12 protein-coding genes are annotated in these 15044 nt (G+C 41.7%); 5 read left to right on the forward strand and 7 right to left on the reverse strand.

Annotated features, from left to right (window positions below; genetic code table 11):
* Position 1 precedes the first annotated feature (1 nt).
* The 5 genes from L6773_RS02620 to L6773_RS02640 all read left to right on the forward strand — a co-directional run bounded on the left by L6773_RS02620 (position 2) and on the right by L6773_RS02640 (position 6092).
* Entirely contained in the window at positions 2 to 1516 is a 1515-nt protein-coding gene (locus L6773_RS02620) for a sodium:solute symporter family protein (protein ID WP_237852293.1), read from the forward strand.
* Positions 1517 to 1656: 140 nt separating this feature from the next.
* The gene (locus L6773_RS02625; RefSeq protein ID WP_237852294.1) at positions 1657 to 2406 is read left to right on the forward strand and encodes a glucosamine-6-phosphate deaminase; all 750 of its coding nucleotides are present in this window, start codon (positions 1657 to 1659) and stop codon (positions 2404 to 2406) included.
* A gap of 12 nt (positions 2407 to 2418) precedes the next feature.
* Complete coding sequence (locus tag L6773_RS02630) at positions 2419 to 3360, forward strand: N-acetylglucosamine-6-phosphate deacetylase (RefSeq protein ID WP_237852295.1); 942 nt, start codon at positions 2419 to 2421, stop codon at positions 3358 to 3360.
* Positions 3361 to 3721: 361 nt separating this feature from the next.
* A complete protein-coding gene (agaR, locus tag L6773_RS02635; RefSeq protein ID WP_237852296.1) occupies positions 3722 to 4486 on the forward strand; it encodes a transcriptional repressor AgaR in 765 nt (254 codons plus the stop codon).
* Positions 4470 to 6092, forward strand: coding sequence for a sulfatase family protein (locus L6773_RS02640; protein WP_237852297.1), 1623 nt, complete (start codon positions 4470 to 4472; stop codon positions 6090 to 6092). The genes agaR and L6773_RS02640 overlap by 17 nt, the downstream gene beginning before the upstream one ends.
* Before the next feature lie 260 nt (positions 6093 to 6352).
* Here the strand turns inward: L6773_RS02640 and L6773_RS02645 are convergent, their stop codons facing one another.
* The 7 genes from L6773_RS02645 to L6773_RS02675 form a co-directional block, all read right to left on the reverse strand.
* Entirely contained in the window at positions 6353 to 8170 is a 1818-nt protein-coding gene (locus L6773_RS02645) for a sodium:solute symporter family protein (RefSeq protein WP_237852298.1), read from the reverse strand.
* Positions 8171 to 8235: 65 nt separating this feature from the next.
* On the reverse strand, positions 8236 to 9264 hold the full coding sequence (locus L6773_RS02650) for an amidohydrolase family protein (RefSeq protein ID WP_237852299.1): 1029 nt from the start codon (positions 9262 to 9264) through the stop codon (positions 8236 to 8238).
* Between the two features lie 5 nt (positions 9265 to 9269).
* Positions 9270 to 10196, reverse strand: a complete 927-nt coding sequence (locus L6773_RS02655) for an EamA family transporter (RefSeq protein WP_237852300.1) — start codon at positions 10194 to 10196, stop codon at positions 9270 to 9272.
* A gap of 47 nt (positions 10197 to 10243) precedes the next feature.
* Positions 10244 to 11074 carry a class II fructose-bisphosphate aldolase gene (locus L6773_RS02660; protein ID WP_237852301.1) on the reverse strand — a complete coding sequence of 277 codons (831 nt, stop codon included), beginning with the start codon at positions 11072 to 11074 and terminating at the stop codon, positions 10244 to 10246.
* Entirely contained in the window at positions 11071 to 12027 is a 957-nt protein-coding gene (locus L6773_RS02665; RefSeq protein WP_237852302.1) for a carbohydrate kinase family protein, read from the reverse strand. The genes L6773_RS02660 and L6773_RS02665 overlap by 4 nt, the downstream gene beginning before the upstream one ends.
* A gap of 28 nt (positions 12028 to 12055) precedes the next feature.
* Positions 12056 to 13273, reverse strand: a complete 1218-nt coding sequence (locus tag L6773_RS02670; RefSeq protein ID WP_237852303.1) for a class II D-tagatose-bisphosphate aldolase non-catalytic subunit — start codon at positions 13271 to 13273, stop codon at positions 12056 to 12058.
* A gap of 33 nt (positions 13274 to 13306) precedes the next feature.
* Positions 13307 to 14446 carry an SIS domain-containing protein gene (locus tag L6773_RS02675; RefSeq protein ID WP_237852304.1) on the reverse strand — a complete coding sequence of 380 codons (1140 nt, stop codon included), beginning with the start codon at positions 14444 to 14446 and terminating at the stop codon, positions 13307 to 13309.
* Between the last annotated feature and the right edge of the window lie 598 nt (positions 14447 to 15044).

Here is a 15044-nt window from a genome sequence, read left to right on the forward strand (position 1 = left end):
AATGCAGCAACTTGATTGGATAGTACTCGGCCTGTTTTTTCTCGTGATGGTCGTTATCGGGTTTTGGTCATTCAATAAAGTGGGTGATTCCGGTGATTTTTTCGTGGCGGGGGGAAAGCTGCCATGGTGGTTGTCCGGGATATCTCATCATATCTCTGGATACAGCGGAGCCGTTTTTGTAGCCTATGCAGGATTGGCGTACACCCACGGATTTGCAATCTATGTTTGGTGGGCGTTTACAATTTCAGTGACCACAATTTTCGGCGCTTTTTTCATTGCTCCGCGATGGTCACGGCTTCGGAATAAACTGAATATCGAATCACCGACCGAGTACCTGAAAACTCGTTATAATCTTCCCACCCAGCAGTTAATGGCATGGAGCGGTGCTCTACTCAAACTTTTTGACGTAGGAGCCAAATGGGCGGCCATTGCCGTATTGTTGAATGTGTTTACGGGGACATCATTACTTTTTGGAATTCTGTTGGCCGGGGGCATCTCGTTAATCTATATAACCGTTGGTGGATTATGGGCAGATGTCTGGACCGATTTTGCTCAGTTCATAGTGCAGATTACAGCCGGATTTGTGATGTTTTTTATCACCCTGGATATTCTTGGAGGGTTTAATTCAATCTTTACGATTTGGGATCAGCTTCCCTCCGATCATGGACAACTGTTTAATGATCCGTATACGCCCGGATTTGCACTCGCATTCCTGTTTATCAACTTTATGAGTTACAACGGCGGGACCTGGAATCTGGCAACCCGGTATATTTCGTCCCCAATGGGTTCAGATGCTCGAAAAGCCGCCATTTTCTCCGGAATTTTGTACCTGGTTTGGCCGCTGATCCTGTTCTTTCCGATGTGGGCCGCCCCGATACTCCTGCCCGGGTTAGAAGATCCCACAGAATCCTATGCACTCTTGACCCAGGAACTACTTCCTCCGGGTTTAGTCGGTTTAGTGCTGGCGTCCATGTTTGCGAATACCATGTCGATGACCTCATCCGATGCCAATACTATTTCAGCCGTGATTACCAGGGATATTCTGCCGAATCTGTCCGAGAAATTCCAGGACATGAAAAAGGAGCACTCCCTTAAACTGGCTCGAATTTCAACGTTTGTCTTTACGGCATTGACACTTGTTATTGCAATTAACGCGGAATCGTTTGGTGGAGTTTTAGGTTTGCTTATTTCTTGGTTTGCAGCCATTGTCGGTCCGATTTCCATCCCCATGATTTTGGGTTTATTACCGCAATTTCGTCACTGCGATTCAAGGGCTGCCATAGTTTCCATCACCGGCGGATTGATGAGTTTTATTATAGTAAAGTATCTGATCATATCGGTCCAGGTGGTTCAAATTGCGACTCCTTTTATCGTGTCATTTATTTTGTTTCTTTTGATTGGATGGCTGAACAGAAATAAGAAGGTATCAGAAGAAGTGGAGATGTTGCTGGACCAATTAAAACTTGATGAAATTTCACCTTTGCAGCGTCCGGAAACGTCGGGGAAGGAGGACTGAAGGGGCAATTGCAAAAGTACAGTGAATCGGTGAAGTTCGGTTTATGATGATTAAAAAGAAGCAGAGCTTCGGAAAGTGTGGTACGAAAGAGGACTTTTACAACAAGTAAAATTTCACCATTATATTAATAAATCGATAATATGAACATTCAAATTTTTGATACGAAAAAAGAATTAGGAAAACATTCAGCAACTGATGCAGCTGAAAAAATAAGGTCTGCCATTCAGGAGAAATCAGAAGCTAATATTATCCTGGCGACCGGCGCGAGTCAGTTTGAAACATTGGGAAATCTTGTTGAGGAGCCTGATATCGACTGGTCGAAGGTAACCATGTTCCACCTGGATGAGTATGTGGATCTTCCGGAAACACATCCCGCAAGTTTCAGGAAATACCTGAGAGAACGGTTCGAACAAAAAGTGCCGCCATTGAAAGCCACACACTATATTGACGGAGATAGCGGAGATCCCGAAGAGGAATGCCGGCGTTTGAATGGTATTATATCAAGAATAGATATTGATGTGGCTTTGGTCGGAATCGGCGAAAACGGACACCTGGCGTTTAACGATCCACCCGCAGATTTTGAAACTGAAAAACCGTACATCGTTGTGGAACTGGATGAAGCTTGCAGACGGCAGCAGATGGGCGAAGGTTGGTTTGAATCGATTGAAGATGTCCCAAAACAGGCGATTAGTATGTCGATCAAACAGATTATGAAATCAAAAAATATCATCTGTTCGGTACCGGACAAAAGAAAAGCAGAGGCTGTGAGAAACTGTATGGAGGGTGAGATCACAAATCTACATCCGGCATCTATCCTGCAGGCTCATCAGCATTGTGATGTTTATTTGGACCAGGAATCAGCTTCTATGTTAACCCTCGACTACAAATAGATCACCCCTGCAATGGAAATCCCGGGATATGTTGACCTCCAGGTAAACGGATATAAAGGAGTTGATTTTTCAAGTTCTGAGTTAACCGAAGAACGATTCCTGTATGCTTGTCGGGAGCTTATTAAAAGCGGTACAATTGTTTTTCTTCCGACGATCATCACATCATCTAAGGAGATATATGAGAGAAATCTCCAAATGATCTCAAAAGCTATACAGCGAGATGATCTGAAAGATCACATACCGGGTATTCATCTGGAAGGTCCATTTATCTCTGATGTGGATGGAGCAAGGGGAGCCCACAATCCAGAATGGGTTCTGCAACCGGATCTTGTTTTTTTTGATCAGTTAGTTGAGTGGTCGGATGGTAAAGTGAAGCTTCTTACCATTGCTGCAGAACTTGAACAGTCTGATGTGCTATGTCGCCATGCTGTAGATAAGGGAGTTACAGTTTCATTGGGGCATCAATTGGCGAGCGAAACTGATCTTCAAAGACTTTCCGATTCCGGCGCAAGCTTGCTGACGCATTTGGGAAATGGTATCCCACAAATGATCGATCGCCACAATAATCCCATTTGGGCTGGCTTAGCAAATGACGATCTTAGAGCGATGATTATAACTGACGGTCACCATCTGCCGCCTTCATTGATTAAGATAATTTTGAAGATTAAAGGTGCTTCAAATACAATTATCGTCAGTGATGCTTCACCCATAGCAGGACTCTCCCCCGGGAACTATTCAACACTTGGAAATGATGTGATTCTTGAGGAATCCGGCCGCCTGTTTAATCCAGAAACAGGATATTTAGTTGGCTCTTCCTCCACCATGAGGGAGTGTATAAGTTACATGAGGTCACTCAATTTTATCGATGAGCAAGATCTATCATCTGTTGGATTTTATAACTCTTTAGAGATTTTAGATATTAATCCGCAATCGATCATCGACCGCTTAGGTTAACTCGGTAAAATAATTACTCAAGCTGCTTTTAGCTTCCGATTCATCATCATTGAGTATTGAAATCAGATGAGTCTTTTTAAGCAAGTTTTGGAATAGGGACGGTGGGTTTTACGCCACTTTAGATTTTTAAAAAAGAGAATTTTTCTATAATTGATATCTCTTACAACTGCATGTGTTTGTGATGTAAATTCGCATCATATGATAGACGGGTTTTTATAGTGAGAGGGATCAGAAGAATGTTTTATTTTTTTTGATGATTCAATTTTTTACATTTTCTTCCAAAGAAAAGAATTCGAAACTAATCTTATTTTAATCTGATTTCTATTTTTATGCTTTATCTACCAACTAAAATAACCTGTATATGAGATCAACCGTTGAGCGAAGAGACAGTATCATCCAAATTATTCAAAAAAATGGCAAAGTTCGGGTCGATGCATTAAGTGAAAAATTTGACGTTTCAAGTGTTACCATTCGAAATGATTTAGATTTTTTAGAGAAGAAAGGAATCGTTCACAGGACACATGGCGGTGCACTTCTTCGCAAAAGCGTTTATGAGGATCCCAGTCTCGAGGAAAAACAACAACTCTATCGAAAAGAAAAGCAAAGAATTGGTGAGAAAGCCGTTGAACTTATCAAAGACGGGGATTCCATTCTACTTGATTCCGGGACAACAGCAATGGAGATCGCTCAGCGATTGAACGGCAAAAAGAATCTCACCGTCATGACGAATGCGATTAATCTCGCTTTAAAACTCGGGAACCTGGAAAGTATGAGCGTGATGTTGACCGGTGGACTCCTCAGGAAAGAATCCTTTTCTCTGGTTGGGCCCGAAGCTGAAGCTACAATTAGCAACTATTATTTTGATAAGCTCTTTCTGGGGGTTGATGGACTTGATATTAACTTTGGACTGACAACACCCAACCCCATGGAAGCTCAGTTAAACAGAATTATGGTAGAGCGTGCACAGCAGGTCATTGCCATTACGGATTCCAGTAAGTTTGGACGTCACAGCTTTTCCTACATTTGCGATGTGGATGTCATAAGTACCTTAATAACCGATACCAATATTTCAGTTGAGTTTGAACGAGAGTTGTTAAGGAGAAATATTGATGTCATTAAAGTATAGATGTTATTTCGGTCGTTTCGTAAGTACAGGAGTTTTGAGCCTGTCTATCTTTTTTCTCTGTTTTTCACTTTTGAAAGCGCAGGCTCAGGATCGGCCGAACATTCTCTTTGCCATTAGTGATGATCAATCATTTCCGCATGCCTCCGCGTATGGCACCGATTGGGTACAGACACCAGCTTTTGATCGCGTTGCCGATCAGGGAATTCTATTCACACGTGCTTATGTGCCGAATCCAAAATGTGCTCCCTCCCGCTCGATTATTCTAACCGGCCGGAATTCCTGGCAATTGGAGGAAGCGGCAAATCACTGGCCTGATTTCCCTGAGAAGTTTAAAGTCTTCACAGAAGTATTGGAAGAGGAGGGGTATTTTGTCGGCAGCACCGGGAAGGGATGGGCTCCGGGAATCGCACAAACCACGGATGGTTCACCCAGACACTTGGCGGGAACACCCTATAATGAAATGACGATGCAACCGCCCACTTCCGCAATCAATTCCAATGATTATGCTGCGAACTTTGAATTCTTTTTAGAATCTCGTGAAAATAAAGATCAACCGTTCTCTTTCTGGTATGGAGGGCACGAGCCACATCGTAGATATGTGTACAGTTCCGGAGTTCAAATTGGCGGAAAGGAGATCAATCAAATTAAGGAGATACCGTCATTCTGGCCTGATACGGATTCAATCCGAGTAGATATGCTGGATTACGCGATGGAGATCGAATATTTCGATGAGCATCTCGGGAGAATGCTTGCACACCTTGAGGAGATCGGTGAACTTGATAATACGGTCGTCGTAGTAACCGCTGATAACGGTATGCCTTTTCCCAGAATTAAGGGACAACTGTATGAACAATCAGCTCATCTGCCGTTAGCAATTATGTGGCCGAACGGAATTGAATCACCCGGACGGGTTGTGGACGATTTTGTGAGTTTTGCAGATTTTGCGCCGACATTTATTGAGCTCGCCGGTCTTGAATGGAAGGATACAGGAATGCATCCAACAGTTGGGAAGAGCCTTACAGATATTTTGTTTTCTGATAGGGAAGGACAGGTGAATGAGGAAAGAGATCACGTAATCTTAGGTAAAGAGCGACATGATGTCGGCAGACCGTACGATTGGGGATATCCTGTTCGTGGAATTGTGAAAGGTGATTTCCTCTATTTGCGTAATTTTGAAGAGGATCGATGGCCTGTGGGAAATCCGGAAACGGGTTACCTGAATACAGACGGTAGTCCTACGAAGAGTTTTATTTTAGATCATCGTACCACTGCAGGGATGTATCATTACTGGCAATGGAATTTCGGAAAACGTCCATTTGAAGAGCTTTACAACATTTCAGAGGATCCAAACTGTCTCCATAACCTGGCGGATGATCCGGCTTATAGCGATCAAAAAAACCATTTGGCAGAAGAGCTTTACCGAAAGCTGAAAGAACAAAATGATCCAAGAGTAATGGGCAGAGGCTATATATTCGAGGTGTTCCCGTACATGGACAGCGGGACTCAAAACTTCTACCAGCGTTTTATGAACGGTGAAGAGATGAACACAGGTTGGGTGAACGACTCAGATTTTGAGACTGAGCCACTGCCTGAACAGAGTCAATAAGTAACCTGAGTTCTGGTTAATAAGGTTGAGAATGAAATCCCCTCCTATGATTAGGAGGGGCAAGGGGAGGTAGAAAGGAGGTAAAATCTTAAAATTGAAACAAAATACTGTTTCAACTAAACATAACTTCCAAAACTTTTTTGTAGGCTGCCTAAATTCCTCATAAGAAAAGACCCTGTCCTGAATGCTTCTGCGAAGGGAGACTTTTTATATTAACTCTTAGTATTCTAATTCCAAGTTCAAATTAAATAAGAATGGATTTAGTCTCCCGATTCTGAAATCTCAGGAGTGATTTGAACAAGCTTTTTCCACTCTCGAATTAAAAGCCAGGCAGAAGCAGCAACAATAACGGTTAAGAATACAGCCGGCCCAATATTTCCGTAGATCCAATAGCCGGTAGCGATTAGAATTCCGTAGACCACAACACAGCCCAGAACCATACATAAAATGCCCTTCGGAACTCTCCAGGCTTCATCTTCAAGTTCAGCTTTGGAGAGGCCTTTTTCCGTTCCAAGCTCTGTAATCTTTTTCCACCCGGGTCCGCCCGGCCGAATCAGCCTGCAGAAGTCAATAAGAGTTTTTTCTGATGTAGGGCGAGTTAGATAGGTAGCTAATAACCAGGATATAGTCGTCACAATCACTCCGATGATAAGTTCCTCCCAGCTTTCCAAAACGGAAAATCCAACCTGAGTGTGTACAAACCGAAAATAGAGTGCTACCACAAAGGAGACAATCATCGCTACAATTTCACTCCAGGCATTGATACGCCACCAAAACCATCGAAGAATAAAAATGAGGCCGGTACCGGCACCGATTTGAAGAATAATCTGGAAGTTATTCAGTGCGGATTGCATCATAAGGGCAAGTCCACCTGCAAGAATCATTAAGAATACAGTTGTAATTCGCCCCACATTTACCAATTCTTTTTCAGAACTTTCCGGCTTTAAGAATCGTTTGTAAACATCGTTCACAAGGTAGGATGACCCCCAATTTAGATGCGTAGAGATTGTGGACATATAAGCTGCAATCAAAGCGGCGATGACAAGCCCCATCCAGCCGACGGGTAAAAATGTAAGCATGGCAGGGTATCCCATATCGTGATCTACAACATTGGCTGCCTGTGGAAACGCCTGCCGAATGGAATCCAAGTCCGGAAATACAATGATTGAGGCAAGGCCTACAATAATCCATGGCCACGGCCTTAAAGCATAATGGAGGGCGTTAAAAAGAAAAACTGCACCGATTGAGTGATTTTCATCTTTTGCAGCAAACATTCGCTGGGCTACATACCCGCCGCCTCCGGGTTCAGCACCCGGGTAATAAACACTCCACCATTGCACCGCCAATGGAATAATCAGTAGTGAAACGAGTTGAGAGTTATCAGAAAAGTCAGGAAGAATATTCAGTTTAGGAAAAACATCTTCATGGCTGAACAAACCGCTCATTCCACCCACATCAGGATGCTGTAATGCAACATAGGCCGCTACAAGTCCACCCAGAATCGATAGGAAAAACTGGAAAAAGTCGGTAATCAAAACACCCCGCAATCCGCCGAGAGCACTGTATATAACGGTCACAACCCCGGCTATCAGAATCGTTTGAAGCGGCGTAATACCCATCAATACACTTCCGATTTTGATAGCAGCCAGGGAAACTGTTGCCATGATAATTACATTAAAAATCAATCCAAGATAGACCGCCCGAAAACCTCTCAAGAAAGCGGCTGATCTCCCGCTATAACGCAATTCATAAAACTCCACATCCGTAAGTATCCCGGATCTTCTCCATAGATTTGCATAAACAAAAACGGTTAGCATTCCCGTCAATAGAAATGCCCACCAGGTCCAGTTTCCGGCAACACCGTTTTGGCGAACGATATCTGTCACCAAATTCGGAGTATCCGTGGAAAAGGTTGTGGCAACCATGGAAATTCCCAACAACCACCAGGGCATATTCTTTCCGGCTGCAAAAAATTCGGTTGAGTCCTTTCCGGACTGTTTCATAACCCATAATCCCACAACCAATGAGAAGATCATGTATAACGCAATTATAAGCCAATCAACGGTGGATAATAACATAGGGTTGAGGTATTTATAATGTAGATATGCGGTGCCTAATTACACAGCAGCATTAAATAAAACGATTAGTTAGAATTCTGAATACGTGGATAATACTTCAAAGCATTCTTATAAAAAACCTTCTTAAGAATATCTTTTGAAAGTCCCAGTCCTTTAAACGGCTGAGCCACATTCCAGGCTGATTGTACATCCCCGGATGCAAAGAAGTTGAACTCGCTGGTCCATTTACTTCGAATCAATTTTTGAATCTCTTCAGCTTTCATTTTCCCGTCGTCTATCTGGTCTGATCCGTAAATAATTCGGTCTTGATAAGCCTCAACAAACTCTTTCACTTTATTATGATTGTTGATGGCTTGATACTGAAGGTGACACACCCGTTCGGCGAGATCCACGGCGGTGTTTGGAAAATTATTAAGCCAATTAGCTACTTTTTCCACACTCCATTCGTGACTTGCCAAATGAAGCCCGATGAAGTTTAATTTTGGGTGTTTGTTGAGAATATTATCGCGTGCTACCAGATGCTCATGATACGACGGAACGTTATCATGCTGAAACATATGATACTCCGGGTGTTTCGAAAAGTAATCCCGATCGCTTTCTACTGTCATTTTATCCAACGGGAGCCAGCAGTTTTTGGGTTCGCCCTGGTGTGCAGCGAGAGGAACTCCCTCATCAGCCAGGAATTCATAGATCGGATCGAAGGAGGGATGATCAGACATCAGGTAATCCCCGTCTTCATCTTTCAACTCCATCCCAATATTCTTCCAGATTTTTACGGCAATCCCACCTTTTTCAAGCCCTTTTTTGATCTGTTCGATGGCATCATCCTGCCAATCGGATTTCCCCCAATTCTTAGTATTAAAAGTTGTGATAAAGTTCAGGGTTTCCGGATCATCAATATTTTCATTCAACTCACAAATTACATCCCGCTGTTCGGTGATGCCCGGAAAATCTGGGACTTCGGTGTTAATACTCACCAGTTGAAATCCATCTTTCTCAGCTATATCTAAAATAGCCGTACGCTTTACATTTTGATGGATGTGTGCATCGAATTTCGGAATCTCGTTGTATAAATCTTCACTTAATGATGTCATGTTTCTTATTCCGCTAAGACTTCGTCAACTTTTTCATCAATTTCTTCGACCTGTTCCGTACTCTCTTCAACAATGGCAAGCAGGAAGGTGGCTACGATGGCAACAACCATCCCGATCAACGTTACTGTGTGTGGAAAAACAGCATAGAGTACGAGAGATATCACAATCGTGATTACAGGGGCTATAGCATTTGTAAGTGGAGAAACGACAATTGCTTTCCCGTATCTGTAAGCAAAAACAAGACACAAGGCACCAATTGAATTCAATATTTGAATTAAAAATGCAAGATAGGGCCCTTTAAATCCCCAGTTAATATCTTGTGAAAAATCGGTCATCATAATGGCGATGGGCGAGAGAAGTACTCCCGTCAAGGCCATGTAGAAAAAGATACTTTCTGCACTCATTGTCTCGTTAGCAAATTTCATAAAAAATCCCTGGATTCCCCAAGCAAAAAAGACCCCGAGAGCCAAGACCAACCACCAGTAACCTTCTACAGCTGTATTATCCGGGGGTTGATAGGAGAGAAGCGGAATCGCTATTAAAGCCAGCACAATTCCTATCCAACCTGTGGCATTGGTCTTCTCTTTGAGAATTAAAATAGAGAGAAGTACAGTAATAACCGGTGAAAGTGCAATAATCGGGAAAATGATGTAAGCAGGACCAATACTGACCCCGTGAAACAGGATAAGTTGTCCCCCGGCACCAAGAAATCCGATGGCAGCTCCCAAAAGTATAGAACGTTTATCATATTCTATTTCCCAGTCTACAAGTTTCAATACAAACAGGGCGGGAGGGATCATGGTGAGGGACCAAACCACGTATCCAAGTGTAGCCGGGAATCCGGCTTGTTCTGTAATTTCAATAAAAGCTCCCCATACACCCCAGAAGATTGTCGTAACAAGGGCAAATATCAGCCAAATTTTGGATTTCATAGTTTCGGTTTGTTTTTAGTTTTTATTGAATTCTTGCTAAGGTTTTTTCAAGACTTCGGTTGATTAATCATGTGTAGTTTTGCCTGAACCAATTTATTGACTTGTTCAATAGCTGAAGGAAAGACCTTTCTCAAATCGATCTCGTCATTGTCTTTCAGATCCTTCTGCAAGGTGTTCATAAACTTATTTTTAATCTCTGTGGCAAGGTTAATTTTTCTGATACCGAGCTGAATGCTTTTCTGTATTTGTTTTTCAGGAATACCGGATCCGCCATGTAGCACGAGAGCGGCGGATGTGGCTTCGTCGATTTTGGCCAATCGGTCCAGGTCGAGATTGGGTTCTGCTTTATAGAAACCATGTGCCGACCCGATGGCCACAGCCAGCGCGTCGACACCGGTTAGGTCAACAAATTTTTTTGCATCATCAGGATCTGTGAAACCGGATTCTTTTTCCTGTACCTGGCCTAATTTTGCAACGTAACCAAGCTCTGCTTCTACATTTGCACCATACTTCTTTGCCAGTTCGGTAATCTGTGATGTTATATCTACATTTTCAGAAAACGATTTTTCGCTTGCGTCGATCATCACTGAATCATACCCGGCATCAAGGCATTCTTTAATTAAACTGTAGGAATGGGCATGATCGAGATGAAGCCAGCCCTCTACATTGTGTTTTTTCAGTGCTGATCTCGCGAGTGCTGCAGCAACATCAATTCCGAGGTAATCAATAGTACTTGGGCTGGTCTGCAAAATAATCGGGAAACCGGTGCTTTGAGCCGCTTTAAGGACACCTGTAAGAGTCTCGTAGTTATAAAAGTTTGTGGCCAGTAAGGCCTTCCCTTCAATCTCAAGCTCTTTAAATTTGTCCTGTAAAGTCATGTGGAAGAAAGCTCCATCGTCTTTCCTTTTTCAATTACATAATCAAAGCTTGTAATTGCCGTCGTTCCCCCGGCAGCAGTCGTCGATACCGCCGCCGCCATATTACCAATTTCCAGGCATTCATCGTGGTTCTTTCCTTTCAGAAACGATGAAATAAACCCTGCATCAAAACTGTCGCCTGCCCCAATTGCATCAACATAATCTGTAATTTTATAGGCGGGAATGGAACGCGTTTTTCCATTTCGGAACATGGTTGCGCCTTTCTCTCCTTGTTTTACAATCACGGTGGTGTCAAAACCGGAGATTTTATCTAAGGCTTCCTGCAGAGATGAGCTTTCCGTAAGGGCTATCAATTCATCTTCGTTGGGTAGAAAGAAGTCGAGCACCGGAAGAATTTTTTCGATATCAATATCCCACTCTTCTTCTGGATCCCATTGTGTATCCATCGATGTGGTAAGGCCAAGTTTCTTGGCTCTTGAAAATAGTTTAACAAGGTCTTTTTTAATTCCTGGCTGAAAAAAGATAGCTGATGTATGCAGGTGCCGGCTTTTTCTCATCACCTCTTCAGGTACTTCGTTAACAGTCATGTGCTCCATCGCACCGGGATGAGTTACCATCATCCGATCATCATCATAATTGAAGATCACGGTAGCACCGGTTTTCAGATTTTTTTCAACAATAACACTATCTGCACTTACATTTTTTTCAGCGAGCGACTGCATCACAAAATTTCCAAAACTGTCATCACCTACTTTTCCGCAAAAGGTTACTTTTGAACCAAGGCTTGAGCAGTTAGAAGCAAAAATGGCTGAGGAGCTACCAAGTGTCAAGGTCATTTGATCAGCCCGCTGCTCTTTTCCAAATTCAGGTGGCTTATTTAGTTGATTTAAAATCAGGTCAACATTCAGCTCGCCGACAACAAGAATATCATTCGTTTTACTATCGTTACTCATAAATCAGAACTTTCAGGTCTTAGAGCGTTTAGGATAAGAATTCGGAATGTTCAGATGAGAAGTTAATCAAGTTGAAATTATGATAGTACTTCATAATCGACTTCTTCAGGTGCCAGATTACAAATGCATCGGCGTCTCTGAAACCATCCAGGTTTTTATATAGCTGTTTGCGGCTTTCTACAACCTGATCTGCAGTCCAAATGTATCGGCTGCAAGTTCGCATCAGCCAAAGCTGACGTTTATCCGTAAGGTCATCAAAATCTTTTCCTTTCTCCTCTTTGGAGAGCCATTTTTGCCACCTGTTACTGTCAATAACAGCATTTTTTAAAGCATCTTGTAAGCCAGAATCTTTACCGATTTTCTTTTCAAGTTTTACGAGTTCCATCAGAGCGATAAACTCTTCTTCGGTAAATTCAGGCCCCACATTTGCGCCACCCATTCCACTCAGAGGATAGTCTTCCGGGTTATCTACATAATCCGAGTAGTGTCCTTTAATAAGAGCGCCGTATGGCTTTACGTTTGATGTTAAATTCTTTGCCACTTCCGGGTCAAATAAACTTGTATGAAGGTCTGTTCCAACTTTGCCAACCACAAAACATGGCCAGGCATCTTCCAGTCCTTTTTCTTTTAACCCTTCATCCAGACCGGTCAAGAACTGCTCGAAACTTTCCATATTGGCAAGTCCGCCGTGTACCTCTTCGGTACCCACTTCGTAGCTGATTGGGGGATAGCTATTTTCTTTTCTATAAATCTCTGAGTGCTCAATCATATCAAGCGTACGCTCTACGACGAGGTCTATGGGAATCGGTTCTTCATTGCCAAGTCGGATATCAACCGTGGGATCGATGTGAAGAAGCGCATATCCGGCATCTATACATGCTTCAAGAGTTGTTTTTACCTCTGCCATGGTTTCTTCATAGCTGAGTTTTTCTGTTGTGTGCTTGTCTTTTAACCAGGGCCCACCATGATCGAGACAGGTATATACTGGAGAGGTGAGTCCGATTCTTTCGGTTTGCTCCTCAATAAAAGCAGTCAGCTCTTTTGGTGTCCACCCGGTGTAGCCTCCGTCGCGGTCTACCTGGTTTAAGGTTGCTGCAAATAACATGGGTGCATTCGCTTCTTTTGATGCAAGAAGTGCAGCCCGGGTTACAGACTCGGAATTTGGACAGACGGCCAATAGAGTTTTGTTTACATTTTCTTTTGTAATAAGATTTGAAATAATATTTCTTAAAGCTGGAATCGACATTCTATTGATTCAAATTCAAATTTTTGATGAAAATCAGTTGTAAATTTTTACTCCTTTTACAACTCGATTAATAACATTGTTATGGGAGGGAGCATCGGGGTCTAAACCCAGGTCAAGAGATTTATAATATCCAAGTAATTGAGCCGGTAAAACATATAAAACAGAATTACAAGCAGACCCTTTCGATGAATTGTCTAGATCGAAAATAATTTTCTGGTCCAGGTCCATATCGATTGCTTGTTTTTCATCACAAAATACACCGATACTGTGCATTGCTATGCCATCCTGAAGTATTTCATTCACAAGATCTTTCTCGTACCTGAACACTTTTTCATCTGTAGAGAATAAAAATACGACAACGGTATTGTTGTTTACGACTGCTTTTGGGCCATGTCTGAATCCAAGAAAAGAATCAAACTTACCGACAACTACTCCGTCGGTTAACTCCTGTACCTTTAAATGCGATTCTTTAGCAATTCCCTGCAGAGGTCCGGATCCAAGAAATACAATTCTGTTGAACGCTTTAAACGATAGATTTTTTAATTCTGCAGAACAACGATCGATAACTTTTTTTGCGTTGCTGGAAATATTTTTAATGATCTCCGCATGTCCGTCTGAATTTTCAGAATTGGCAATATAGAGAGCTGTTAAAATCATTGAAGTAAAACTGCCGGTCATTGCCAATCCCTTATCTTCTGACTCCGGGGGCAAAATAATAGTCAGGCCGTTATTTAAATGATTCACAGTTTGAGCAAGTTTCCCTTTAGCATTACAGGTTATCGCTATGTGATGTACTTCTTTACTGAAGCGTTCTGCGATATCAACAACTGCATTACTTTCGGGACTATTTCCGGATCGTCCAAATGAAATCAAGAGAAGTGGTGTCTCACAATCTATAAGACTTTTGAAATGAGTGACCAGAGTTGTAGTTGAAATTGCCCTGGCATTTACTCCGGGCATAAATCTAAAATAGGTTTCAACGGTCTCACCGATAAACGATGAACTACCTGCCCCGGTCAGAACTACATTTAACTTTTCTTTTTTGTAAAGGGGTTTTAAAAAGTCTTCAATTCTCTTGTCATTAATGGTCTGTTCGAAAGTTTCCATCCAAAGATCCGGCTGCCCTTCGATTTCTTTCCTTGTATGAATGGTATTCGTTTTTTCTATAGCCATAATAATAATTGAATTAGTAGACAAAGAGGGTAACAACACTCAGATTAACAAAAAAAATGAAGCCACGCTCATCATTACCAGTATAATTTAAAATTCCGTTTAATCTAAAAAAACACTAAACGAAATTAAAACGCAATTAAATAATAAGAATAAAAAAAATAATAAATGTAATTTCTTTAACATTTCTTTTAGGTTTTTCCACCGACATAATCAAAATTTCATATAGTTATTAATGAATATTAATAAGGAGTTAACTAGAGTAAAACGGCATTAGATACGATAGTTTTATTTGGTATTTAGATACAACATTTATTATGGAAGGAAATGAGAGCTCTGATACAATAAACTGACTTGAGCTGACACTTTTATGTTTTTACGAATATAACACTAATGTCGTTTAAAATTTCCTACATAAAGGGAAAAATAAATTTTCAGTATTTTTTTTATTTACTATTTTTATTAAAAAGTTTCGTTGTATTTCTTATTCTTTAAATATATTCTTGTTACAGAATCAATTATTTAAGCTGGAGAACTTAAGAAAACAGATTTAAATAAAACAAACCTGTACGATTTGTTCTATATAATTCATAAAGCTCAG

Origin of the sequence: Rhodohalobacter sulfatireducens, assembly GCF_022012475.1 — a bacterium.
GTDB lineage: Bacteria > Bacteroidota > Rhodothermia > Balneolales > Balneolaceae > Rhodohalobacter > Rhodohalobacter sulfatireducens.